General features: G+C 69.6%; 22 protein-coding genes. 14 read left to right on the top strand and 8 right to left on the bottom strand.

All coding sequences use genetic code 11. The features are described 5' to 3' along the window. Window positions 1–3: 3 nt before the first annotated feature. From QO010_RS02175 to chrA, 7 genes are all read right to left on the bottom strand, one after another. Window positions 4–1,299: an MBL fold metallo-hydrolase gene (locus QO010_RS02175; protein ID WP_307345330.1), complete on the bottom strand. Its 1,296-nt coding sequence runs from the start codon at window positions 1,297–1,299 to the stop codon at window positions 4–6. Next, window positions 1,296–2,180 carry a methyltransferase domain-containing protein gene (locus tag QO010_RS02170; RefSeq protein ID WP_307345328.1) on the bottom strand — a complete coding sequence of 295 codons (885 nt, stop codon included), beginning with the start codon at window positions 2,178–2,180 and terminating at the stop codon, window positions 1,296–1,298. The genes QO010_RS02175 and QO010_RS02170 overlap by 4 nt, the downstream gene beginning before the upstream one ends. Next, window positions 2,177–3,883: an O-linked N-acetylglucosamine transferase, SPINDLY family protein gene (locus QO010_RS02165; protein WP_307345326.1), complete on the bottom strand. Its 1,707-nt coding sequence runs from the start codon at window positions 3,881–3,883 to the stop codon at window positions 2,177–2,179. The genes QO010_RS02170 and QO010_RS02165 overlap by 4 nt, the downstream gene beginning before the upstream one ends. Window positions 3,884–3,983: 100 nt before the next feature. Beyond that, entirely contained in the window at window positions 3,984–5,126 is a 1,143-nt protein-coding gene (locus QO010_RS02160; protein WP_307345324.1) for a thiolase family protein, read from the bottom strand. Continuing rightward, entirely contained in the window at window positions 5,126–5,557 is a 432-nt protein-coding gene (locus QO010_RS02155) for a Zn-ribbon domain-containing OB-fold protein (protein WP_307345321.1), read from the bottom strand. The genes QO010_RS02160 and QO010_RS02155 overlap by 1 nt, the downstream gene beginning before the upstream one ends. Window positions 5,558–5,614: 57 nt before the next feature. Next, window positions 5,615–6,298 (bottom strand): SDR family NAD(P)-dependent oxidoreductase, encoded by a 684-nt coding sequence (locus QO010_RS02150; protein WP_307345319.1) that lies wholly within the window; start codon window positions 6,296–6,298, stop codon window positions 5,615–5,617. 66 nt (window positions 6,299–6,364) lie between these two features. Beyond that, a complete protein-coding gene (gene chrA / locus QO010_RS02145; RefSeq protein WP_307345315.1) occupies window positions 6,365–7,549 on the bottom strand; it encodes a chromate efflux transporter in 1,185 nt (394 codons plus the stop codon). 77 nt (window positions 7,550–7,626) lie between these two features. Here chrA and QO010_RS02140 point away from each other — a divergent pair, with 77 nt between their 5' ends. Both QO010_RS02140 and QO010_RS02135 read left to right on the top strand, forming a co-directional pair. Beyond that, entirely contained in the window at window positions 7,627–8,394 is a 768-nt protein-coding gene (locus QO010_RS02140) for an SDR family NAD(P)-dependent oxidoreductase (protein WP_307345313.1), read from the top strand. Between the two features lie 114 nt (window positions 8,395–8,508). Next, the gene (locus QO010_RS02135) at window positions 8,509–10,485 is read left to right on the top strand and encodes a serine hydrolase domain-containing protein (protein WP_307345311.1); all 1,977 of its coding nucleotides are present in this window, start codon (window positions 8,509–8,511) and stop codon (window positions 10,483–10,485) included. A 9-nt stretch (window positions 10,486–10,494) separates the two neighbouring features. Here the strand turns inward: QO010_RS02135 and QO010_RS02130 are convergent, their stop codons facing one another. Then, window positions 10,495–11,202: a helix-turn-helix domain-containing protein gene (locus tag QO010_RS02130; RefSeq protein ID WP_307345308.1), complete on the bottom strand. Its 708-nt coding sequence runs from the start codon at window positions 11,200–11,202 to the stop codon at window positions 10,495–10,497. A gap of 329 nt (window positions 11,203–11,531) precedes the next feature. On the opposite strand from QO010_RS02130, the gene QO010_RS02125 reads away from it, so the two are divergent. The 12 genes from QO010_RS02125 (at window position 11,532) to QO010_RS02070 (ending at window position 24,793) form a co-directional block, all read left to right on the top strand. Beyond that, the gene (locus QO010_RS02125) at window positions 11,532–12,554 is read left to right on the top strand and encodes a dipeptide epimerase (RefSeq protein ID WP_307345306.1); all 1,023 of its coding nucleotides are present in this window, start codon (window positions 11,532–11,534) and stop codon (window positions 12,552–12,554) included. After that, window positions 12,551–13,903, top strand: coding sequence for a peptide MFS transporter (locus QO010_RS02120; protein ID WP_307345304.1), 1,353 nt, complete (start codon window positions 12,551–12,553; stop codon window positions 13,901–13,903). The genes QO010_RS02125 and QO010_RS02120 overlap by 4 nt, the downstream gene beginning before the upstream one ends. A gap of 125 nt (window positions 13,904–14,028) precedes the next feature. After that, window positions 14,029–16,227, top strand: a complete 2,199-nt coding sequence (locus tag QO010_RS02115) for a TonB-dependent receptor (protein ID WP_307345302.1) — start codon at window positions 14,029–14,031, stop codon at window positions 16,225–16,227. 85 nt (window positions 16,228–16,312) lie between these two features. Continuing rightward, window positions 16,313–17,359, top strand: coding sequence for an N-acetyltransferase DgcN family protein (locus QO010_RS02110; RefSeq protein ID WP_307345300.1), 1,047 nt, complete (start codon window positions 16,313–16,315; stop codon window positions 17,357–17,359). Next, window positions 17,344–18,378: a class A beta-lactamase gene (bla, locus tag QO010_RS02105; RefSeq protein WP_307345298.1), complete on the top strand. Its 1,035-nt coding sequence runs from the start codon at window positions 17,344–17,346 to the stop codon at window positions 18,376–18,378. Before QO010_RS02110 ends, bla begins: the two co-directional genes overlap by 16 nt. Then, the gene (locus QO010_RS02100; RefSeq protein ID WP_307345295.1) at window positions 18,375–19,496 is read left to right on the top strand and encodes a YkvI family membrane protein; all 1,122 of its coding nucleotides are present in this window, start codon (window positions 18,375–18,377) and stop codon (window positions 19,494–19,496) included. The genes bla and QO010_RS02100 overlap by 4 nt, the downstream gene beginning before the upstream one ends. A gap of 17 nt (window positions 19,497–19,513) precedes the next feature. Continuing rightward, the gene (locus QO010_RS02095) at window positions 19,514–21,100 is read left to right on the top strand and encodes a serine hydrolase (protein WP_307345293.1); all 1,587 of its coding nucleotides are present in this window, start codon (window positions 19,514–19,516) and stop codon (window positions 21,098–21,100) included. 94 nt (window positions 21,101–21,194) lie between these two features. Further along, window positions 21,195–22,019, top strand: coding sequence for an urease accessory protein UreD (locus tag QO010_RS02090; RefSeq protein WP_307345291.1), 825 nt, complete (start codon window positions 21,195–21,197; stop codon window positions 22,017–22,019). Then, the gene (locus tag QO010_RS02085) at window positions 22,020–22,322 is read left to right on the top strand and encodes an urease subunit gamma (RefSeq protein WP_307345288.1); all 303 of its coding nucleotides are present in this window, start codon (window positions 22,020–22,022) and stop codon (window positions 22,320–22,322) included. Window positions 22,323–22,327: 5 nt separating this feature from the next. Next, complete coding sequence (locus tag QO010_RS02080) at window positions 22,328–22,633, top strand: urease subunit beta (protein ID WP_370873699.1); 306 nt, start codon at window positions 22,328–22,330, stop codon at window positions 22,631–22,633. Between the two features lies 1 nt (window position 22,634). After that, window positions 22,635–24,341 (top strand): urease subunit alpha, encoded by a 1,707-nt coding sequence (ureC, locus tag QO010_RS02075; protein WP_307345286.1) that lies wholly within the window; start codon window positions 22,635–22,637, stop codon window positions 24,339–24,341. Next, window positions 24,341–24,793, top strand: coding sequence for an urease accessory protein UreE (locus tag QO010_RS02070; protein WP_307345283.1), 453 nt, complete (start codon window positions 24,341–24,343; stop codon window positions 24,791–24,793). Before ureC ends, QO010_RS02070 begins: the two co-directional genes overlap by 1 nt. The last annotated feature ends 37 nt before the right edge of the window (window positions 24,794–24,830 follow it).

Below are 24,830 nucleotides of genomic sequence, written 5' to 3'. Positions count from 1 at the left end.
GCTTCAGGACACCAGCGTGAAATGCACGATCCCGCGATGCAGGTCGTGCAGATAGACGTCCGGGTCGCGGCGGATGGTCATCAGGGCGCTGGCCTCAATGGCGTTCCAGCTGAGCAGGCCGGTGATCAGGGCGAACAGCAGGTTGCGGTCCAGCTGGTAGGTCAGCGAGGCCCGTTCGCCCTCCCCGTCCCCGGCTGAAAAACTGAATGTGGTCAGCGGATTGCCGCCGCCATCTCGCACGTCGAGATGGATGTCGGCGGGGATGGAAAGGCCCATCTTCTCGCGCCGGGCGGCGTAGTTGGCGGCGCATTTCTTCAGGGCCCGGGTCCAGTCGAACGGCAGGTCGCGGGGCAGGTTGAGGGTGACGTAGCTGGGGTGGTGGTCCGCGAGCGTCATCGCATAGGCGGCGCGCTGGTCGTCGGTGAAATTGCGGAAAGGCGCGTCTTTTTCGCGGGTTATGGCCAGGATCTCACTGTCCAGCTCATCGCCCGGATGCAGTTTGGCCAGCGCCTCGCCGACCTCGGCCGCCAGTTCGGCCTCCAGCGGCTGGGGCAGGTAGCGGGACAATTCAGCGACCGGCCCGCCCAGCACATACTCGCCCCCGGCTGGGATCACACGTTTCGGTCCTAGAGCTTTGAAATTCTCACGGAAATTGGCGGTGGTCCGGGTCCGGATGGCCCGCATGGCCTCGAGCTTCTTGGCGTCGTCATAGTCGCCCATGGCCATCGGATAGAGCGAGGCCGAGGCGTAGGGGAGCATGGCGATGTCGGGCACGCCGTACTCGGCGGCGATCCGCGCGGCGTCGGCCGGCAGGATGGTGTTGTCGACGGCGTTGAAGAGGCGCGCGCCGTCCGGGTCGTAGAGATAGATCGAGGTGTCGAGGTCATACTCGACGGCCGTCTCGTCGCCCTTGGTGTTGCCGTGGAAGTCCTTGAAGAGGACCAGTTCGGCCGCGCCCCAGGCGTGGCGGGTCTCGAAGGGGACTTCGATGAGGTTCGTGAAGCCCAGAACGTTCAGCGCCGCCCGCAGGTTGGGGGTGTTCATCTTGCCGATGATCACCGGCGTCGCGCGATCGAAGGGCGCCAGGGTCTGGGGATGCAGGTGATCGTGGTGCAGGTGGCTGATGTAGATGGCGTCCGGCCGGCTGGCCCAGATCTGCGCCTTCAGCGCGTCCGGGACCGGCGGAAAGTTCCACCAGGTCTGCTGGCAGGGCCCGTCGAACCAGGGATCGGTCAGCAGGGTCTGGCCGGTGCTGAGGGTGATGTGGAAGCAGGCGTTGGCGATGTAGCGGATCTTCATGGGCGGACACCCGCCACGACCGTGAGACTCCGCCCAGCCCCACAGGCGAACAGCGCCTTGGAGAGCTCCAGCCACCTGTCCATCCCCCGCTCCGCCAGCAACAGGTCGATGGCCATGCGGGCGCGGTGGGCGGGCTTACCCGCCGCGCTGTCAGCCACGTAGTTGGAGCCGGGGTGCAGGAGAAACCAGTCGATGGGAAAGCTGGCATAGGCCACCCTCACCTCGAACCCCATCCGCTCCAGGAAGCGCGGCAGGTTCTCGGCGTTGAAATAGTTGAGGTGCTGGGGCGGGGCGACCCAGAAGTCGCGGTCGATGGCGCCTAAGGCCTTGGCTTCGAGCTGCAAGGGACTGAAATCGTTGGGAACGGTGATGGCGACGACGCCGTGGGGCTTCAGCAGCCTGGGCAGGCGGGCCAGCAGGGCCTCGGGGTCCAGGACGTGCTCAAGGACATGCTCCATGACCACCGCGTCGGCGGCCGCGCCGGCCGCGATCAGGCCATCCAGGCCTTCGAAGGCGTCGCCGATCAGGGCGTGGTCCAGGAACTGGGGATTGAAGCGGGTCAGGCCGTCGGCGGAGAAGTCGAGGCCGCGCACGGCGAACCCCGCTTCGTGCGCCGCCGCCAGGAACCAGCCCTCGCCGCAGCCGACCTCGATCAGGGCGTCGCCCGGCCCGGCGGCCACGCCCCGCCCCTGGGCGATGGCCTCGACCAGCAGGCTGGCCAACAGGCGGCGATGGGTCAGTTCGTCGTTGGTGTAGGCCTGGGCGTAGGTGCCGTGCGAGTTCTGGAAATACTGGGCCGCGTAGAAGTCACGCAGCTCCGACGCGCTCGGGCTGGGCTCAACCCGCCGCCAGCCGTCGGGCTGGATGACAAGACCGGTCATGCGACTCCACGCGCCTTGGCCCTGCCCTGCCAGCGGTCGAACATCTCGCGGAAGGCCGCCTCGGCGCCGCGGGTGAAGCCGACCTCGTCACGGAACGGCCCGGCCTCGAAGCCCGGCCGCACCTTGGCCCGCATCGCGTTCAGGGCGGCGATATCGGCGGTCATGGCCACAGCCTTTTCCACGTAGTCGTCCCAGCTCTCGGCGACCAGCTCGGGTAAGCCTACACCCAAGGCGGCGCAAACGCCGATGCGGCTGTAGAAGTCCGGCCCGCGCAGGGTCAGCACCGGCACGCCGTTGGCCAGCGCATCACAGGTGGTGGTGCCGCCCGGGGCCGGCGAGGGATCCAGCGCCAGGTCGACGGCGGCGAAGGCGTTCAGATAGTCCGGGCCGGTGGTGTGGCCGGCAAAGACGATGCGCTCTGGGACCACGCCATGGGCGGCAAACCGGGCCTGGGTGGCGCGCTGCAGGACCGGGTCGATGAAGTAGCGGTATTTTAGCAGCAGCCGACCGTTGGGGTGCCCTTTGAGGATGCGGGCCCAGGCCGCCACCGTGGCGTCGCTGAGCTTCACCGGGTGGTTGAACGAGCCAAAGGTGACCACGCCGCTGGCCAGGGCCGGGGTCGGATGCGGCGGCGGGCGGCCCTCGGGCGGTCGATAGGGGATGAAGACTTCGCCGGTGTGCCAGACCTGTTCGGTGAACAGCTCGGCCGTGCCAGGCGCCGCGGCGCTGTCGCAGTGCAGGACATAGTCCATGCGGGTCAGGCCCGTGGTCTGCACGAAGTTGATCCAGGCGGCCTGCACCGGGGCGGCGCGATGGGCGAACATGGCCAGGCGCCCGCCGACCGAATGGCCCCAGCAGTCGATCAGCACATCGATGCGGTCGTCGCGGATCAGGGCCGCGGCCTCGACGTCCGCGAGGTCGCCGATAGGACGGATGGCGATGTGCTTTGGCCAGCCGGTCTCGGTCTCAGCCTTGGCCGGATAGAGGAAGACCTCGACCGCCGCAGGGTCGTGGCTCTCCAGGATAGGGGTGATGAACTGGCGGACCTGCGAGCCGGCCAGGGTCGGGGCGACATAGCCGATGCGCAGCCGCCGGCCGGCAAGCGGCGGGTTGTCGAAGACCGGCTCGCCCAACTCCGGCGCATAGATCTTGGCCCAGGCCCTCGCCTCGGCGGCGTAGCGGCGCGGGCCGTCCTCGACCATGAAATGCGGGTAGAGCAGGAACTGGTGGGCGCGCGACGAAGGCCAGGTCTCGACCACGTCGCGGAAGACGGCGATGGCCTCCTCGGCCCGGCCCGTGTGCTGCAGCGCCAGACCCTGGGCCACCGCCCCGGTCAGGCTGCGGTGGCCGGCGGCGACGGCCAGGTCCCACAGCACCGCCGACAACGCGGGTCGGTCGCCCTGGTAGAGCTGGGTGGCGATGTTGGCGGCATAGTCGCCGTCCGTCCTGGCCTTCTCGACGTCGGCGCCCCACTCCCTGGCCACCGCCAGGCCGTGGCCGCGCCGGGCCGCATCCAACACCGCCTCGCCCTCGTCCTTGCGCCCGGCCCCCAGCAGGGCGCTGGCCAGCCAGTAATGGGCCCCGAAATTGTCAGGATGCTTGGCGCAGACCGGTTTGAGCGTATTGACCGCCACAACCGCATCGCCGGCCAACAGGGCCTCGCGCGCGAAGGCGACGCTGGCGGCGGTTATGTCGAAGGTCATGGGGGCTCCGGGAGTCTGTCCGCGCAGACTCGGGGAACATGGTGAATCGGGTGTTAAGCTATCCCCGCTTCCCCAGCTTTCGCCGGTGAAGCGGGGTGATTCAGACCTTCTCCAGAATATGCACGGCGCAGGCGCTCCCCGCCCCGACCACATGGGTCAGGCCGATCCGCGCGCCTTCGACCTGGCGCTTGCCGGCCTCGCCGCGCAGGTGGGTGGTGATCTCGTAGATGTTGGCGATGCCGGTGGCGCCGAGCGGGTGGCCCTTGGAGAGCAGGCCGCCGGAGACGTTGACCGGGATGCGGCCGCCCAGGTTGGTCTCGCCGGTGTCGATCATCCGGCCCGCCCCGCCCGGGCCGCAGAGGCCCAGGTTCTCGTAATGGACGATCTCGGCGGTGGCGAAGCAGTCGTGCAGCTCGATCAGGTCGACCTCGTCCGGGCCCAGGCCCGCCATCTCGTAGGCCGTCTTGGCGGCCAGCTTGGTGACGGCGTTGAAGTCCATCGCAGCCAGGTTGTGCTGGGTGTAGGGGTCCGACGCCAGGGCGGAGGCGCGAACCCGCACGGCGCGGCCCAGCAGGCCCAGTTCACGGGCCTTCTTCTCCGAACAGAGCACCGCGGCGGCCGAGCCGTCGACGTTCACCGAGCACATCAGCTTGGTGTTGGGATAGCTGATCATCTCGGCCCCCATGACCTCTTCGAGCGGGGTCTCGATCTGGTACATGGCCTTGGGGTTGAGGGTGGAGTGGTGGTGGTTCTTGACGCTGACCTTGGCGAACTGCTCGAAGGTCGTGCCATAGCTGCGGGCATGCTCAAGGCCCACATGGGCGAACACCGAGGGCATGGTCCCCGAGCCCAGCAGGCCCTCTGTGGAGATGCCGTCGCCGCCGCCGGCCCCGCCCAGCAGGCCCTTGCCCATCTGCTCGCAGCCGACCGCCAGGACCATGTCATAGACGCCGGCCTTGATGGCCATCCAGCCTTCGCGGAAGGCGGTCGCGCCCGTCGCGCAGGCGTTGGCGACATTGACCACCGGCACGCCGGTCTGGCCGATCTGGCGCAGGATGCGCTGGCCGACCCCGGCCCCGGCCTGGCCGAGATTGCCGCTGTAGACGGCCTGCATGTCGCCGATGGTGAGCCCGGCGTCGGCCAGGGCCAGCAGGGCGGCTTCGGCGCCGATATCCTCGACCTTGCGGTCAGGGAAACGGCCGAATTTGATCATGTCGGTTCCGACAACGTAGACGTCAGACATCACGCGGCCTCCGGGGCGAAGAAATAGGCGAGGTAGTGGTTGCCGGCCTTGTCGGTGCGGCCGGCGTCGCCGAACACCACCTTGACCGGCATGTCGAATTTCAGCTTGGCGGGGTCGGGCTCGACCTCGATCAGGTTGCCCTTCAGCGTGCCGCCGCCCTCCAGGTCGACGATGGCCGAGACGAACGGGACGGGCACGCCGGGGAAGTTCCGGTAGACCACTGTCCAGTTGTAGAGCTTGCCCTTGTCGGAGAGCTTGACGGGGCTGAGCGTGCCGACCGCAAAGCACTTGGGACAGCCGCGGCGCGTTTCCATGAACACCTCGCCGCAGGCCGAGCACTTGTGGCCCTCGAGGTAGGGCTTGCCGGCTGAATCGGTCTTGATGCAGCTGACCGCCGGCTTGAGGGCGGCGGGATCGGCGGGGGTTTCCAAGGGGCGTCCTCCGGCTTTTACAGCGTTCGGACAGAGGTTAGACGCCCTTCCCTTCCGTCAGACAAGGCCGGTCACGGGGATGAGCGCGCCCGTGATTGCCTGGGCCTCCGGCGAGGCCAGGAAGAGGATCACATGGGCCAGATCCGCCGGCGCGACCCACTTCCTGGGGTCGGCGTCCGGCATGTCGGCGCGGTTGGCCGGGGTGTCGAGGATCGACGGGAGCACGGCGTTGACGGTGACGCCGGAGCCCTTGGTCTCCTCGGCGAGGGACTCGGTCAGGCGATGCACGCCGGCCTTCGACGCCGCATAGGCCCCCATGCCCGCGCCGGCCTTCACCGCCGCATTGGCCCCGATGTTGACGATGCGGCCGGCGGGCGAGGCCTTCAGATGCGGCAGGGCGGCGCGGCTGGTGTTGAGGCAGGTCGACAGGTTCAGCCGATGCATCAGTTCCCAGGCCCCGGAATGGCCGTCCTCCAGCGTCTGCCACAGGAACCCGCCGGCGACATTGACCAGCACGTCCAGGCCGCCCAGGGCGTCAACGACCTTGGCGACCGTGGCGGCGGCATCTTCGGGGTCGGTGAGATCGACGTCGGCGAAGGCGAGGACGTCGGCGGCCAGGTCGGCGGGTTTGGGGGCGCGGTCGACGAGGGCGACCCTGTAGCCGGCGGTGTGGGCAGCGTGCGCGACCGCCCGGCCGAGGACGCCAAAGCCGCCGGTGATCAGGATGCTGCGGTCGGTCATGGGGGTCCTCCGGTTACCTCCCGCGCCATACACCCCCCGTATCCCCAGCGAAAGCCAGGGAGGCGGTTAGCGGAAAATCCCCGCCAGGACTGCCCCAACCACGCACACCCCGATGGCCGCGATGGGCGGCGCCCTCCAGCGTTGCAGCAGGAACACCGCCACCGCCGCGATGGCCACGTCCGCCCCGCTCTTCACCGCACTGGTCCAGATCGGGTTGTAGAGGGCCGCCGCCAGCAGCCCGACCACGGCGGCGTTGATTCCCGCCAGGGCCGCGCCCGCCGAGGGGTGGCGGCTCATCCAGGCCATCAGGGGGGCGCCGGCCATGGCCAGCAGCAGGCCGGGCAGGAAGATGGCGAGCAGGGCGATCGCCGCCCACAGCACCGGCGCGTCCGGCTGCGCCACGGCGCCCAGATAGGCGGCGAACGTGAACAGCGGACCGGGCAGCGCCTGGGCCGCGCCATAGCCGGCTAGGAAGGGTTCGTCGCCCAGCCAGCCGGCCGGAACCAGGGCCTCACGCAGCAGCGGCAGCACCACATGGCCGCCGCCGAACACCAGGGCCCCGGCGCGGTAGAAGATTCCGGCGAAGGCCGCGCCGCTGTTGGGGCTGAGCGCCAGGGCGGCGAGCGACCCGGCCATCAGCACGGCGAAGACGGCCAGGGCGACGGCGCCCGTGCGGCGGCCGATGCCCAGTTCCAGCGGCGGGGCCGCCTCGCCGCCCAGCCTGAGCAGCAGCCCGGCGGCGCCGCCAGCCAGGATCACAGCCAGCTGCAGCCAGGGCGCGGTAAAGACCAGCAGCACGGCGGCGGCGGCAAGCCCGATGGCGGTGGTCGGCGTGTCGACCCACAACCGCTTGCCCATGCTCCACACGGCCTGCCCCACGGCGGCGACGGCGGCCAGCTGCAGGCCGTGCAACAGGACCTGGGCCCAGGCCGCCCCCAGCCAGGGCTGAACCAGGGCGAAGGCCAGCATCAAGAGGGCCGACGGCAGGGTGAACCCCAGCCAGGCCGCCAGACCGCCCGGCCAGCCGCCGACCTTCCAGCCGATCAGGAAGCCGGTCTGGCTGCTGGCCGGACCCGGCAGGATCTGGGTCAGGGCCAGGATGGCGGCGTAGTCCTCAGCGTTCACCCACTGGCGGCGCTGGACATAGGTGCGCTCGTAATAGCCCAGATGGGCGATGGGCCCGCCGAACGCGGTCAGGCCCAGGGTCAGGGCGACCTTGAAGACTTCGAAGGCAGACCGCCGCTCGCTCACTACCCCTCCCGTTAGGTCACCGATGACAAGGCCGCCCTCGCCGCCTATCCGGTTTGAGGGAACACGGGAAGACGACCATGAGCAATTTCGACATGACCGGCCGCACGGTGATGATCACCGGGGCCTCTTCGGGCCTGGGGCGGCGGTTCGCGCTGATCCTGGCCAGGGCCGGCGCCAAGGTGGCGGTGGCGGCGCGGCGGACCGACCGGCTGACGGCGTTGGTCGACGAGATCAAGGCCGGCGGCGGTCAGGCCTTCGCCGTGGCCATGGACGTGCAGAAGGAGGCCTCGGTCATCACCGCCTATGACGCGGCCGAGGCGGCGCTGGGCCCCATCGATTCGGTCATCGCCAACGCCGGCATGAACAACGAGGCCCTGGCGCTCGACATCCCCGAGGACCAGTGGGACCAGATGTTCGACACCAACGTCAAAGGCGTCTTCCTGACGGCCCGCGAGGGGGCCCGCCGGATGATCGCCGCCGGTTCGAAGGAGACGAAGCGCGGCCGGGTGCTGCTGATCGCCTCCATCGGGGCCCATACGGTGCTGCCGGGGCTGACAGCCTATTGCGCGTCCAAGGCGGCGGTCGCGCAGATGGGCAAGGCGTTGTCGCGCGAGTGGGCCAACCGGGGGATCAACGTCAATGTGCTGTGCCCCGGCTACATCGTCACCGAGCTGAACGAGGAATGGTTCGCCTCGGAGGGCGGCCAGAAGCAGGTCGCCACCTTCCCCCGCCGGCGGCTGATGGAGGAGGCGGACCTGGACGCGATCGTGGGGTGGCTGGTCAGCGACGCCTCGCGGGCGGTGACGGGCAGCGTGTTCACGGTCGACGACGGCCAGTCGCTCTGACGCCGCGCCATGGCCGATCATGACGACTCGGTCATTTGACAATTTTCATATCAGGTCGATTGTTGCTGTTCAGGACAGTTTGTCCGACAAGGCAAGTCCAATCGAGGATCGACCATGCGTGCCATCACCGTCGTCACCGGGCTTGTCGCCCTGGCGCTGGCCCTGCCGGGCCTGGCGCAATCCCGGGCCGAGCCGGCCCCAGCCAAGACTGCGGCCAAGGCTGCGGCTCCGGCGCCCGCCCGAACCCTGACGGCGCAAGACCTGGAGCCGTGGCTCGACGGCATGCTGCCCTACGCCCTGCAGCGCGGCGACGTCGCCGGGGCGGTGGTAGTGGTGGTCAAGGACGGCAAGGTGCTGCTGGCCAAGGGCTACGGCCTGTCGGATGTCGCCGCCCGCACCCCGGTCGATGCGGCCCGCACCGTGTTCCGGCCCGGTTCGACCTCCAAGCTGTTCACCTGGACGGCGGTCATGCAGCAGGTGGAGCTGGGCCGGCTGGACCTGGACGCCGACGTCAACCGCTACCTGGACTTCAAGATCCCGCCCTGGAACGGTCGGCCGGTCACCCTGCGCAACCTGATGACCCACACCGGCGGCTTCGAGGAGACTCTGAAGGGCGGCTATACCTTCAAGCCCGAGGACCTGCCACCCTTCGACCGCTACATGCACGGCTGGATCCCCAGGCGGGTGTTCGCGCCCGGCGAGGTTCCGGCCTATTCCAACTATGGCACCGCCCTGGCCGGCTACATGGTCGAGCGGGTCTCGGGCGAGCCCTTCGACGTCTATGTCGAGCGCCATATCCTGCAGCCGCTGGGCATGAACAATTCGACCTTCCGCCAGCCCCTGCCCGCGCGCCTCAAGCCCTGGATGTCCAAGGGCTACAGCACCGCCTCGGCGCCGCCCAAGCCGTTCGAGCTTTACGGCGCCAGCCCGGCCGGCGCCCTGTCGGCGACCGGCGAGGACATGGGCCATTTCATGATCGCCCAGCTCCAGGACGGGGCCTATGGCGAGGGGCGGATCCTGCGGCCCGAGACCGCCCGGATGATGCACTCCACCGCCCTGACCATCCTGCCGGGGGTCAATCGGATGATGCTGGGCTTCTACGAGACCAACCGTAACGGCCGCCGGGTCATCGCCCATGCCGGCGACACCCCGCTGTTCCACAGTGTCATGCACCTGTATCTCGACGATGGGGTGGGCCTGTTCATCTCGATGAACAGCGCCGGGGCGAACGGCGCGGCCGGGGCCATCCGCACAGCCCTGTTCGAGCAGTTCACCGACCGCTACCTGCCCGGGCCCACGCCCGACGGCCGGGTCGATCCCAAGACCGCCGCCGCCCATGCCCGGCTGATGGCCGGCGAATACGCCCTTTCGCGCGGATCGCAGTCGAACTTCCTCAGCGTGCTGGGCCTGCTGGGCTCGACCAAGGTGGTCGACAACGGCGACGGCACCATCAGCGTCACCGGCGTCACCGGCCTCAACGACCAGCCCCGGCGCTGGCGCGAGATCGCCCCCTTCGTCTGGCGCGACGTGGACGGCAAGGACCGTCTGGCGGCCAAGGTCGTGGGCGGCAAGGTGGCGATGTTCAGCATGGACGAGCTGTCGCCCTTCATGATGTTCCTGCCGACCCCGGGGCTGAGCGCGCCGTCGATCCGCATGCTGGCCGTCAAGCTGGCCCTGGGGGCGCTGGTCCTGACCGTGCTGCTCTGGCCGGTGGCGGCGATCGTGCGCCGCCGCTATGGCGCGCGCTTTGCCCTTACGGGCCAGGACGCCTGGGCCTATCGCGGCGTGCGGCTGGCGGCCCTGCTGGTCTTCACGGCCATTTTCGCCTGGGTCTGGACCTTCCAGGGCTTCATCGCGACCAGCCTGCCGATGACCGCCAAGACCGACGGCTGGCTCACCTTCGCGCACTTCCTCAGCCTGCTGGCCTTCGACGGCGGCCTGCTGGTCAGCCTGTGGAATGTCTGGCGGGTGTGGCGGGGCAAGCGCGGCTGGTTCGCCAGGACCTGGAGCGTCGCCCTGGCCGGCGCCTTCGCCGCCCTGCTCTGGGTGGCCATGGCCTACCACCTGGTCGGGTTCGGCCTCACCTATTGAGGCGCGGGCTCAGCTCCGACGCCCCCCGGCGCGCTTGGCCGGGGGCGCTTCGCGGGCGGGAACGCTGGGCGGCAGCAGCGGCGCCTCGGCCCCCTCCTCCTCGCCGTGCAAGGTGAGCAGGGACTCCATCAGTCCCTCGTCGGCGCTGGAGCAGACGCCCAGCACCGTGGCCTCCTCGCAGCCCTCGGCGGCGACGTAGGCGTGGCCCATGCTGGAGTCGAGATAGATGGACTGGCCGGCCTCCAGCAGGATCGGGTCGTAGAACTCGGTGTGGATCTCGATCCGCCCTTCGACGACATAGATGAACTCCTCGCCGGAGTGCTGGACCAGCTCGCCGAACTCCTGGACGTTCTTGGCCCGGATGCGCACCAGCACCGGGATCATCCGCTTCCGGCGCAGTTCGGGGCAGAGATAGTAGTAGTCGTAGTTGCGGGTGTTGACCCGGATCGACTGGTCGACATCGCCGATGCTGCGGCGGGCGGTCACCGCCGCCTCGGCCGCCGCGCCAGGTTCGGCGAACAGCTCGGACATGCGGATGTTGAGCCGCTGGCTCAGCTGCTGGAGCTTGTCATAGGTCAGGGTCAGGCGGTCGTGCTCGACCTTGGAGAGGGTGGAGATCGGAATGCCGGTCCGCTCGCTCATCTCCTTGAGCGTCCAGTTGTTGCGGTCCCGCAGTCCGCGCAGCAGCCGCCCGAGCGTGGGTTGATCAGATTTCATGCCCGCGGGCTCCTTGGCGGCGCCGGGACCGCGAGGGCGGTCCGGCAGGTTATGCTCTTCATCGTCCTGATCAGGCCATCTTTGGCCAGATACTGCCAGATTCTTCCGGCGAAATGGCAAATCTTCCCTCCTTCTAGCAGGACTTGTCGCCTAACCCGCGAAAAATCAACCGGATTGATCCTTCGGCCGAGCGCGGCCGAGGGCCGGCGGATCGCAGATCGGTGTTTGACAATTTTCTATCAAGGCTCATACATGCCTGATCAGGATGATTTGTCCTTGCCGGCGCGCGACGCGCCCCGATCGGCTTCCTTGTTGCTTCGGAGTTCCCCATGCGGCCTGCCCCTTCCCGCCTCAGCCTCGCGGCCGCGGTCGACCATCTGCCGATGAAGTCGCCCTTCCGGATCTCGGGCTACACCTTCACCGAGGCCGAGGTGGTGGTGGCTACGCTGAGCGCGGGCGAGGCCGAGGGGCGCGGCGAGGCTGATGGCGTCTATTATCTGGGCGACGACGCGGCGACGATCCTGGCCATGATCGAGAGCGTCCGCGAGGCCATCGAGGCTGGCGCCGACCGCGCCGAGCTGGCCCGGCTGTTGCCGGCCGGCGGGGCCCGCAACGCCCTGGACAGCGTCCTCTGGGACCTGGAGGCCCGCCAGACCGGCCGGCCCGTCTGGCAGATCGCCGGGCTGGCGCCGCCCAAGGCCCTGCTGACCACCTTCACCCTGGGCGCCGACGATCCGGCCCAGATGGCGCGGGGCGCCCTGGGCTTCGACCAGGCCCGGGCCCTCAAACTGAAACTGACGGGCGAAGCCGAGGCCGATATCGAGCGGGTGCGGGCCGTCCGCGCCGCCCGGCCAGACGTCTGGATCGGGGTCGACGGCAACCAGGGCTTCACCCTCGACACCCTGGACCGGATCCTGCCGACCCTGGTCGAGGCGCGGGTCTCGCTGCTGGAGCAGCCGCTGGCCCGGGGCCGCGAGGCCGACCTGCAGGACTTCGACAGCCCCATCCCCCTGGCCGCCGACGAGAGCGTGCAGTGCCTGGCCGACATCGAGGGCCTGGTCGGCCGCTTCGACGTGGTCAATATCAAGCTCGACAAGTGCGGGGGCCTGACCGAGGGCCTGCTGATGGTCGCCGAGGCCCGCCGCCTGGGACTGAAGGTGATGGTCGGCTGCATGAGCGGCTCCAGCCTGGCCATGGCCCCGGCCTTTCTGGTCGGCCAGCTCTGCGACCTGGTCGACCTGGACGCCCCCACCTTCCTGGCCCAGGATCGCCAGCCCGGCGTCGTCTATGCCGACGGCCATGTCTGGTGCGGCGAAGCCGTCTGGGGGGCTCCGGCCGTGGTGGCCGCGTGAACGCCGCCGTCGCCGACACGGCCGCCCCCGTCGAAGTTCCGGCCGGCCCGACCTGGTTCGGCCAGCCCCGCGGCCTGACCGTCCTCTTCCTGACCCAGATGTGGGAGGAGTTCTCCTTCTTCGGCATGCGGGCCCTGCTGGTCTACTACATGACCAAGCAGCTGATGATCGGCCAGGGCAAGGCCTCGCTGATCTATGGCGCCTACGCGGCGCTGGCCTATTTCACCCCGATCATCGGCGGGGCCATCTCCGACCGCTGGCTGGGCCGCAAGCGCGCCGTCATCCTGGGCGGGGCCACCATGGCGGCGGGCCATTTCATGATGGCCTTCCCGGACCTGTTCTATCCGGCCCTGATCACCATCGCGCTGGGCAACGGCCTGTTCCTGCCCAGCCTTCCCAGCCAGATCGGCAGCCTCTATGCCGACCGCGATCCCCGGCGGGGCTCGGCCTATAACGTCTACTATGTGGGCATCAATATCGGCGCCTTCCTGGCCCCGCTGGTCTGCGGCACGGTGGGCGAGCTCTATGGCTGGCACTGGGGCTTCACCCTGGCGGGCCTGGGCATGGTCGCTGGCCTGGCCATCTATCTGGCCGGCGCGCGCTATCTGCCGCCCGAGCCGGTCCGCCCGATCCGGACCAAGGCGGCCCGGGCCGAGGCGGCCCTGGTCCCCAAGCAGGACCTGAAGTCCACCGCCCTGCTGCTGCTGGCCGTGGGGCTGATGGTGATGGTCTTCCGCGGCGCCTACGAGCAGGTGGGCAACACCATCGCCGTCTGGACCGATTCCCAGGTCGACCGGGTCGTCACCCCGGGCCTGTCGGTGCCGATGACCTGGTTCCAGTCGCTCAACCCCATGCTGGTCTTCCTGCTGACCCCCTTCTTCGTGGCGCGCTGGACCCGCCAGGCCAAGCGGGGCCGTGAGCCCTCGCCCCTGGTCAAGATGGCCATGGGCGCGGGCGGGGTGGCGAGCGCCTACGGCCTGCTGGCCGTGGTCTGCGCCCTGGCCGGGGGCGGCCCGGTGCACTGGGGATGGCTGGCCGCCTTCTTCGTGCTGCTCACCGCCGGCGAGCTCTACATCCTGCCCATCGGCCTGGGACTGTTCGCCCGCCTGGCCCCCGCCTCGCTGGCGGCGACAACGGTGGCGGCCTGGTACCTGGCCGCCTTCGCCGGCAACCTGCTGGCCGGCGCCCTGGGCTCGTTCTGGAGCCATACCGCTCCGGCGGTCTTCTTCGCCCTGATGGCCGCCGTGGCCACGACCGCCGGCCTGCTGCTGCTGCTGCTGAACGGCCCGGCCCGGCGGGTGGAGGCGACCCGGGCGGCCGCCCCGCCGATTCCCCTGGCCGTGGACTGATAATTTTCTGTTCAGGACTAAATTTGCCGTATAGGATGATATCTATCGAATCCGGCCCGGCGACCAGCCGTCGCTCAAAGAGGCCGGGCCGCAATCAAAGGCGAAAGCCATCCAAAGGGGACGACATGCGCGTGCAGATGAGACGACGGACGGTCCTGGCCGCATCGACCGCCCTGGCGGTGTGGCTGGCCGGCTCCGCGGCCTGGGCGGCCGAACCCACTGACACGACCACGGTCGATGAGGTGGTGGTCACCGCCAACAAGCGCGAGGAGCGCCTCAAGGACGTGGCCATGGCCGTCACGGCGGTCGGCGAGGATCGCCTGGACCGCATCCAGGCCTCCGACTTCCAGGACTACGCCAAGCTGGTGCCCGGGCTGAGCCTGGCCTCCGCCAAGCCCGGCCAGACTGTCCTGACCCTGCGGGGCATCAGCAGCCTCTCGGCCGGCTCCACCGTCGGGGTCTATGTCGATGACACCCCCTACGGCTCCAGCAGCGGCCTCAGCAACGGCCAGTTCTACACCGGCGACCTCAACACCTTCGACGTCCAGCGCGTCGAGGTGCTCAAAGGGCCGCAGGGCACGCTCTACGGGGCCAGCACTCTGGGCGGCCTGTTGAAGTTCGTCACCAACGCGCCCGATCCGAGCGGCTTTTCCGGCCGGGTCGTCGCTGGGGTGGAGGATGTCGATGGCGACTTCGGCTGGTCGGCCAAGGGCGTGCTCAACGCCCCGCTCGGCGACAACGCCGCGGTCCGGCTGACCGCCGTGCACAGCGTCGATCCCGGCTTCATCGACGATCCCTCGCGCAGCCTCGAGAACACCAACGACTCAGTGCAGTCGGCGGTGCGGCTGTCCTTCCTGTTCGAGCCGACCGACCGGCTGACCGTCCGGCTGACGGCCGTGGGCCAGAACAGCGTCTTCAACGGCTCCAACGCCATCGACGCCCAGACCGACGCCATCGGCCGCCCGCTGATCCCGCTTCGCCCACTGACCGGGGACCTGCAGCTGTCGCACGGGGTGTCGGAGTTCTCCCACACCAAATACCGCATCTATAACGGCTCGGTGGGCTGGGACCTGGGCTTCGGCGACCTGACCTCGGTGACCAGCTACAGCACCCTGCGCCAGACCCAGCTGGTCGACATCACCGTGCTGGGCACGGTGGAGGGCCACTCCCTGGCCGACCAGACCAAGTTCACCCAGGAGATCCGCCTGGCCTCCAAGCCCGGTGACCTGGAATGGGTGGCGGGCGTCTACTACACCCGCGAGACCGCCGACCTGGGGACCGACTATACCGGCTTCTACACCGCGCTCGGCGCGGACCTGACCGGCTCGGGCTCGCATATCGCCTCGACCTTCAAGGAAAAGGCGGTGTTCGCCACCGTCACCTACCACTTCACCCCGCAGTTCGACATCGCCCTGGGGGGCCGCTTCGCCAGCAACGACCAGACCACCAACCAGACCGGCACGGGCCTGTTCGCCGGCCCAGCCAAGCTGGGCGACTCCTCCGAAAACGTCTTCCTGTATTCCCTGGCCCCGCGCTGGCGGCCCGATGACAACACCATCGTCTATGGCCGCATCGCCTCGGGCTACCGGCCCGGCGGCCCCAACGTCGTGGCGCTCGGCGCGCCCGGCTCCGGTCCGCCCAACTTCGACGCCGACAAGGTGATCAGCGGCGAGCTGGGCCTGCGCCGCGACTTCCTCGACCGCCGCCTGTCGCTCGACCTCTCGATCTTCGACATCCAGTGGGACGATATCCAGCTGGTGGGCCTGGCCGTGGTAAGCGGCGTCACCACCGGCATCACCCTCAACGGCGGCTCGGCCGAGAGCCGGGGCTTCGAGTGGACCGCCCTGGCCCGGCCCATCCAGGGCCTGACCCTGAACTTCAACGGCGCCTATACCGACGCCGAACTGACCAGCGACACCACCTCGCTCGTCGGCGGCCTGAACGGCGAGCCCCTGCCCTATGTCCCGAAATGGACGGCCAGCCTGGGCGGCGACTACGAGTGGTCGGTGGGCGAGGCCACCGCCTTCGTCGGGGCCAGCTGGTCCTATATCGGCGAGCGCTTTACCGACTTCTCGCCCCGGCCCAGCCAGTTCGAGCAGATCCGGCTGAACAGCTACAGCACCGTCGACCTGCGGGCCGGACTGGAGCAAGGCCCCTGGAGTCTGGAGGTCTACGCCAAGAACGTCGGGGACGAGCGGGGCATCACCGCCCTTGGCACCAACAGCAGCGCGGCGGCCGCCGCCACGCCTGGCGGGGCTTTCGGCATGACCGCCGCGGTCATCCGGCCCCGCACTATCGGCCTGTCGCTCTCGGCCCGGTTCTAGGGCTTCGCCTCAACACGCCGCCCCCGTCTCCCGACGGCGGGCGGCCCCTTTTTCCGGATAGCTTCATGCGTTGCGTCTGTCTGTCATGACCTTTCACCAAGCCCTTGCGCCGGCCGCCGCCCTGGATCTGCCCCAGCCCTACCTGCTCTTCCTGGGCGACGTGACCGAGAAGGGCTACGCCAAGACCGCCTTCGGCCTGCGCGACTGGGCCGCCGACCGCTGCGTCGGCGAGTATGCCTGTCCGGAGGCCACGGTCAGCCTGGGCCTGGACTGGCTGACCCCCGCCGAGGCGGCCGCCAGGGGCGCACGGGCCATGGTCATCGGCGTCGCCAACGCCGGCGGGGTCATTCATGACAGCTGGATTCCGCACCTGACCGCGGCCCTGGCCGCCGGGCTGGACCTGATCAGCGGCATGCATGCCCGGCTGGGCGACAGTCCGGCCCTGAAGGCGGCGGCCCAGAAGCACGGCCGCCGGCTGATCGATGTGCGCCAGCCGCCCGCCGGCATCGCCCTGGCCACCGGGCGCAAGCGGCCCGGCAAGCGGCTGCTGACCGTCGGCACCGACTGCGCCCTGGGCAAGAAATACACCGCCCTGGCCCTGGCCCGGGCGCTGCGGGAACGGGGGCTGAAGGCCGACTTCCGGGCCACCGGCCAGACCGGCATCATGATCGGCGGCGGCGGCATGCCGATGGACGCGGTGGTGGCCGATTTCGAGGCCGGGGCGGCCGAGCTGCTCAGTCCCGACGCCGCGCCCGACCACTGGGATGTCATCGAGGGCCAGGGCGCCCTGCTGCACCCCGCCTATGCGGCCGTTTCGCTGGGCCTCTTGCATGGCAGCCAGCCGGACGTGATCGTGGCCTGCCATGAACCAGGACGCCTCACCATGCTGGGCTATCCAGACTATCCCGTGGCCAGCCTGCCCGAGATCATCGCCGTCAACCTGCAGATGGGACGGCTGACCAACCCGGCCATCCGCTGCGGCGGTGTCAGCCTCAACACCTCGGCCCTGGACGAGGCAGCGGCTCTGGCCCTGCTGGACAGCGAGTCGCAGCGACTGGGCCTGGCGGTCGCCGACCCGATGCGCGGCGGCCCCCAATTCGAGAGGCTGGTGGACGCATGTCTCGCTTCCTGATCGCTCCTCGCTTCCTGATCGCCGCCACGACGGCCGGCGTCCTGCTGCTGGCCGGCCCGGCCTGGCCCGCGCCCCGGCCCGCGCCGGTCCCCGCCGCCGCCCCGACCCTCCAGCTCGAACGCGAGATCGCCCGCCAGGCCGGCACGATCGACGGCGTCGTCGGCGTCGCCGCCTGGCGGCTGGACGGCAAAGGCCCGCGCCTGTTGGTGCGCGGCGACGAGCGCTTTCCCATGGCCAGCACCTTCAAGGTCGCGGTGGCCGGGGCCGTGCTGGCCCGGGTGGACCGCGGCGAATTGAGCCTGGAGCAGATGCTGCCCGTGGCGCCGGCCCAGATGATCGAGTCCGAGGTCCTGGCCGACCGTTTCATCCATCCCGGGGTCAGCCTGTCGGTCGCCAACCTGCTGGAGCTGATGCTGACCCAGAGCGACAACAGCGCCACCGACGTGCTGGTCGCCGCCGCCGGCGGGCCCGCGGCGGTCACCGCCTGGGTGCGCGGCCAGGGTGTCGAGGGCCTGCGGGTCGATCGCGACACCGGCGACCTGTTGCGGGGATTCTTCGGAATCGGACCGGGCCCCTTCCCCGAGGCCCTGGCCCTCGCGCGCCAGCGCGACCCGCATCTCGACGACAAGGGGCCGCATATCAACCCGGCCTTCGACGACGATCCCCGCGACACCGCCACCCCGGCGGCCATGGGCCAGCTGCTGACCCGCCTCTTCCGCGGCGAGGCGCTGAGTCCCGCCAGCACCCGGCTGCTGATCGAGATGATGGGCCGCTGCCGCACCGGCGATAACCGCCTGCGCGCTCGCATGCCGGCCGATACCACCGTCGCCGACAAGACCGGCACCCTGGGCGGCAGCGTCAACGATGTCGGGGTCATCACCCTGCCCGACGGCCGCGGCCAGATCGTGGTGGCGGTGTTCATCAAGAAATCGGACCTGCCCTTTGCGGCCCGCGAGCGGGTGATCGCCGACATCGCCCGCTCGGTGCGGGACTTCTACCTGCTGCAAGCGGCGCCATGAGCCCGGCCCGGCCCAGCTGGTTCCAGCGCTTCCTGCTGCCGGGCTTCGCCTTCAAGGCGGTGGTCATCGGCGGCGGCTACGCCACAGGCCGCGAGCTGGCCGAGTTCTTTCTGCCGGCCGGCCCCTGGGGCGGGGTGATGGGCATGCTGCTGGCCATGGCGATCTGGAGCGCGGTCTGCGTGACCACCTTTCTGTTCGCCCGCATGGCCGGGGCCCAGGACTATCGCACCTTCTTCAAGGCCCTGCTGGGGCCATTCTGGATCGTCTTCGAGCTGGCCTATCTGCTCTTCATCGTGGTGATCCTGGCGGTGTTCGGGGCGGCGGCCGGGGCGATCGGCGAGGCGGTGCTGGGCTGGCCCAGGCTGGCCGGGACCCTGCTGCTGATGGCGGGCATCGCCAGCTTCGCGGCGTTCGGTAACGCCTCGGTCGAGCGGCTGTTCAAGTGGGTGACCTTCTTCCTTTACGGCGTTTATGCCCTGTTCGCCGTCCTGGCCCTGTCGAAGTTCGGCGGCCAGGTGGCGGCCAGCTTCGCCGCCCCGGTCCCGATGACCGGCTGGGCGGTCGGGGGGCTGACCTATGCCGGCTACAACATCATTGGCGCGGTGGTCATCCTGCCGGTGGTGCGCCACATGCTGAGCAGCCGCGACGCGGTGGTGGCCGGACTGATCGCCGGGCCGCTGGCCATGCTGCCGGCCCTGATCTTCTTTATCTGCATGGCCGCCTTCTATCCGGGCATCGGCCAGGCCACCCTGCCCTCGGACGTGATGCTGTTGAAGCTGAACCAGCCGCTGTTTCACGTGGTCTTCCAGTTGATGATCTTCTGCGCCCTGCTGGAAAGCGGCACCGGCGCGGTCCACGCCATCAACGAGCGGGCCGCCGCCGCCGCGCGGGCGAGGGGCCATGAGGGCCTCTCCAACCGCACCCGCCTGATCATCGCCGGCTTGCTGCTGGTCGGCTCGATCTTCCTGGCCGACCGCTTCGGCCTGGTCACCCTGATCGCCCGCGGCTACCGGGCGCTCGCCTACGTCATTCTCGCCATCTATGTCGCGCCGCTGATGACCCTCGGGGTCTGGCGGCTCTGGCGCCGCGTCCGCCCGCGGGCCGCTCCCGCCGCCTGATCCTACTGGAGACCGCCATGTCGCGCCCCCTTGCCCTGATGCTGACCCTGGCCGTCCTGGCCCTGGCCGGCCCGGCCCTCGCCGCCCCGCCGCCGGGCCTGGACGCCCGCGTCGACGGCCTGCTGAGCACGTTCGGCACCCCGGGCCTGGCGGTGGTCATCGTCGAGAACGGCAGGATCACCCACGCCAAGGGCTATGGCGTGCGCCGCCTGGGCTTTCCCGAGCGGATCGACAAGGACACCATCTTTCCCACCGCCTCGACCGGCAAGGCCTTCACCGTCGCGGCCCTGGCCACCCTGGTCGACGAGGGGAAGATCGCCTGGGACGACAAGGTGATCGACCGCCTGCCGGGCTTCCAGATGTACGACCCCTGGGTGACGCGGGAGATGACCATCCGCGACCTGCTGGTCCACCGCAGCGGGCTGGGCCTGGGGGCCGGCGACCTGCTGTTCGTGCCGTCGAGCAACCTCTCCCGCGCCGAGAGCGTGCGGCGGCTGCGCTATATCAAGCCGGCCACCAGCTTCCGCAGCGGCTATGCCTACGACAACGTCCTTTACATGGTCGCCGGCCAGCTGATCGAGGCGGTGACTGGCCAGACCTGGGAGACCTATGTCCGCGAGCACGTGCTCAAGCCCGCCGGCATGCTCGACTCGACCAGCGACGACGCCGACCGCTTCCGCAATCCTAACCGCGCCTGGCCGCACGGCCGGCTGGACGGGCCGATCCGGGGCCTGGGCACGCAGGTGGCGCTGGACGAGCGCAACGGCCTGGGCTCCAACGCCGCCCCGGCCGGCGGTCTGGCGATCAGCGCCGCCGACATGGGCCGCTGGCTGATGATCCAGCTGGCGCACGGCAAGCTGCCCGAGGGCGATGGCCGGCTGTTCAGCGAGGACGCCTCGCGGGAGATGTGGACGCCCCAGACCCTGCAGCCCATCAACCCGCGGCCGGCCTCGCTGGCCGAGAGCGGGCCGCAATTCCTCAGCTACGCCCTGGGCTGGGAGGTGCGCGACTGGCGCGGTCACAAGATCATCTGGCACGCCGGGGCCGACATCGGTTTCGGCGCGGTGGTGGTGCTGATTCCCGAGAAGAATGTCGGCTTCTCGATCCTGATGAACGCCGAGGATGGGGTGCCGACCATCGGGCTGATGTACGAGCTGCTCGACTACTATCTGGGCTATCCCAAGGCCGACTGGCCCAGCCGGCTGGGCGCCTACAAGAAGATCCAGATCAACGCCGCCCTGGAGGCCCTGAAGGCCAATACGGTCCCGACCCTGTCAGGCGCCAAGCCGCCCCTGGCCCTGGAGACCTATGCCGGCGACTATGTCGACCCCTGGTATGGCCCGATCAGCCTGCGGGTCGAGGGCGGCAGGCTGCTGATCGACTTCAAGCAGTCGCCCGGCATGGTGGGCGAACTGGAATACTACCAGTTCAACACCTTCAAGGCCGTCTGGCGCGACAAGCAGATCGAGCCGGCCTACCTGACCTTCAGCCTCTCGCCCGAGGGGAAGGTGGACCGGATCCGGCTCAAGGCGGTCTCGCCGCTGGCCGACTTCAGCTACGACTACCAGGACCTCGACTTCACCCCGGTCACGCCGGCCGGGTGAGGTCCCTGGGGCGGATGACCGCGAAAGCGGCATCCGCCCGCCGGCGGCCCAAGCGCCCTGGACTTCCGCCCCGGCGCGGCCAAGTCTCGCGGCGATGGCTCCCTTCGATCAGATCGTGACAGAAGCGCCCGCCGCCCAGCGCCCGCAGCGGGCGGTCGGGGCCGGCCGGCTGAGCCTGGTGCGGGGCGCGGCCGGGGTGGGTCCGGGACGGCTCTACCAGCAGGGCTGCGCCCAGATCCGCCTGCCAAGGCTGCGGGCCGACCACGCCGAGGCTATCCTGATAAATACCGCCGGCGGGCTGACCGGCGGGGACATGCTGGACTGGACGGTCGAGGTCGAGGCCGGCGCCGCGGGCGTGGTGACCACCCAGGCCTGTGACAAGGTCTACCGCTCGTCCGGCGGCGTCGCCAACGTCACCAGCAGGCTGAGCGTCGGCCCATCCGCCCGACTCGACTGGATTCCGCAGGAGACCATCCTGTTCGACGAGGCGCGACTGCACCGCCGCCTCGAGGCCGATGTCGCCCCGGATGGCCGGCTGCTGGTGCTGGAGGCGGTGGTCCTGGGCCGGGCCGCCATGGGCGAGACGGTGCGGCAGGCCTCGTTGAAGGACCGCTGGCGGATTCGGCGGGGCGGCCGGCTGCTGTTCGCCGACGACCTGGTCCTGGACGGCGCGGTCAGCGAGATCGCCGCCCGCCCCTCGCTGCTGGCAGGCGCGGGAGCGTTCGCCTCGCTGCTGCTGATAGCGCCGGACGCCGAACGCTACCTCGAACCCCTGCGCGCCGCGCTCGGCGCCGCTTCGGCTTGGGGGGGCAGGCTCTATGCCCGCGTCCTGGCCCCCGACGGCTTCGCCCTGCGCCAGGCCCTGATCCCCGCCCTGCAAGCGCTCGGCGGTCCCTTGCCCCGTATCTGGACCAGCTGAATGAACCTGACGCCCCGGGAAAAGGACAAGCTGCTGATCGCCATGGCCGCCGTGGTGGCCCGCAAGCGGCTGGAGCGCGGGGTCAGGTTGAACCACCCCGAGGCCATCGCCCTGATCACCGACTTCGTGGTCGAGGGGGCCCGCGACGGCCGCTCGGTGGCCGACCTAATGGAGGCGGGCGCCCATGTCGTCACCCGGGCCCAGGTCATGGAGGGCATTGCCGAGATGATCCACGACGTCCAGGTCGAGGCCACCTTTCCCGACGGGACCAAGCTGGTCACCGTTCATCATCCGATCCGGTGAGGCCCATGATTCCCGGCGAAATCATCCCGATGGACGGCGAGATCGAGCTCAACGCCGGCCAGCCGACCGTCACCTTGAAGGTGGCCAACACCGGCGACCGGCCGATCCAGGTGGGCAGCCACTACCATTTCTTCGAGACCAACCCGGCGCTCAGCTTCGACCGTGACCAGGCCAGGGGCAGGCGGCTGGACATCGCCGCGGGGACCGCGGTGCGGTTCGAACCGGGGCAGGCGCGGGAGGTGACGCTGGTCCCGCTGCGGGGCGCGCGGCGGGTGTTTGGGTTCCGCCAGGCGGTGATAGGAGACCTCTGACATGGCCCGCATCAGCCGCGGAACCTACGCCGACATGTTCGGCCCGACCACGGGCGACCGCGTGCGCCTCGCCGACACCGAGCTTTTCGTCGAGGTCGAGCGCGACCTCACCACCTATGGCGAGGAGGTCAAGTTCGGCGGCGGCAAGGTGATCCGCGACGGCATGGGCCAGAGCCAGATGAGCCGGGCTCAGGGCGCCGTCGACACCGTCATCACCAACGCGCTGATCGTCGACCATTCGGGGATCTACAAGGCCGATGTCGGTCTGAAGGACGGCCGCATCGCCGCCATCGGCAAGGCGGGCAATCCCGACACCCAGCCGGGCGTCACCATCATCATCGGCCCGGGGACCGAGATCATTGCCGGCGAGGGCAAGATCCTCACCGCCGGCGGCATGGACGCCCACATCCACTTCATCTGCCCCCAGCAGGTCGAGGAGGCGCTCTATAGCGGCATCACCACCATGCTGGGCGGCGGCACCGGTCCGGCCACCGGCACGGCGGCCACCACCTGCACGCCAGGGCCCTGGCATCTGGCGCGGATGATCGAGGCGGCCGACGCCCTCCCCATGAACATCGGCTTTTCCGGCAAGGGCAACGCCAGCCAGCCCGCCGCCCTGGTCGAGATGGTGCTGGGCGGGGCCTGTGCGCTCAAGCTGCACGAGGATTGGGGTACGACCCCGGCGGCCATCGATTGCTGCCTGTCGGTGGCCGACGATTACGACGTCCAGACCATGATCCACACCGATACGCTCAACGAGAGCGGCTTCGTCGAGGACACGGTCGCCGCCTTCAAGGGCCGCACCATCCACGCCTTCCACACCGAGGGCGCGGGCGGCGGCCATGCGCCGGACATCATCAAGGTCTGTGGCCTCAGCAACGTCATCCCCAGCTCGACCAACCCGACCCGGCCCTACACGGTCAATACGGTGGCCGAGCACCTGGACATGCTGATGGTCTGCCATCACCTGGACGCGTCGATCCCGGAGGACATCGCCTTCGCCGAGAGCCGCATCCGCCGCGAGACCATCGCCGCCGAGGACATCCTGCACGACATCGGCGCCTTCTCGATCATCAGCAGCGACAGCCAGGCCATGGGCCGGGTCGGCGAGGTGATCATCCGCACCTGGCAGACCGCCGACAAGATGAAGCGCCAGCGCGGGCCGCTCGCCGGGGACGGCGCGGCGGATAACAATCGGGTCAAACGCTACATCGCCAAATACACCATCAACCCGGCCATCGCGCAGGGCATGAGCGCCCATATCGGCAGCGTCGAGGTGGGCAAGCGAGCGGACCTGGTGCTGTGGAGCCCGGCCTTCTTCGGGGTCAAGCCGGACCTGGTGCTGCTGGGCGCGGTGATCGCCGCCGCCCCGATGGGCGACCCCAACGCCTCGATCCCGACCCCGCAGCCGGTCCACTACCGGCCGATGTTCGCGGCCTTCGGCAAGGGGCCGTCGCGCAATACGGTGACGTTCGTGTCGCAGGCGGCGCTGGAGGTGGGGCTGCAGCACAGGCTCGACGTCGACAAGCCTATGCTCGGGGTCAGCAATGTGCGGGGCGGCCTCTCGAAGGCCTCGATGATCCACAACAGCGCCACCCCGCATATCGAGGTCGATCCAGAGACCTACGAGGTGCGGGCTGACGGCGAGCTTTTGACCTGCGAGCCCGCCGAGGTGCTCCCGATGGCCCAGCGGTATTTCCTGTTCTGATGCTGAAAGTCGTCGAAATCCTCCCCGGCTGGACCGGACCGCACGCCGATCATGTGGCGCTGGACTATGACGGCCGGCACCGGCGGCGGATGACGCTGACCGGGGCCCATGGCCTGAGCTTCCTGCTCGACCTGCCGGCGGCCCGGCTGCTGCACGGCGGCGATGGGCTGAAGCTCGACGACGGCCGGGTGGTGGTGGTCGAGGCCCTGCCCGAACCGCTGATGGAGGTGCGGGGGGATGACGGCGTCCACCTGCTGCGCCTGGCCTGGCACATCGGCAACCGTCACCTGACCGCCCAGGTCGAGGCGGAGCGGATCCTGCTGCGCTACGACCGGGTGATCGGGCACATGCTGGAGCATCTGGGGGCGAAGGTGACGGCGGTGACCGCGCCATTCGATCCGGAGGGCGGGGCGTACGGGGATGTGCATCATGATCATGACCATGACCACTGAAACGCGCCTCCTCTCCTCGTTAGAGGAGATGTCGACT

Origin of the sequence: Caulobacter ginsengisoli (assembly GCF_030814835.1) — a bacterium.
Lineage (GTDB): Bacteria > Pseudomonadota > Alphaproteobacteria > Caulobacterales > Caulobacteraceae > Caulobacter > Caulobacter ginsengisoli.
This window is presented reverse-complemented; position numbering and strand designations above follow the sequence as displayed.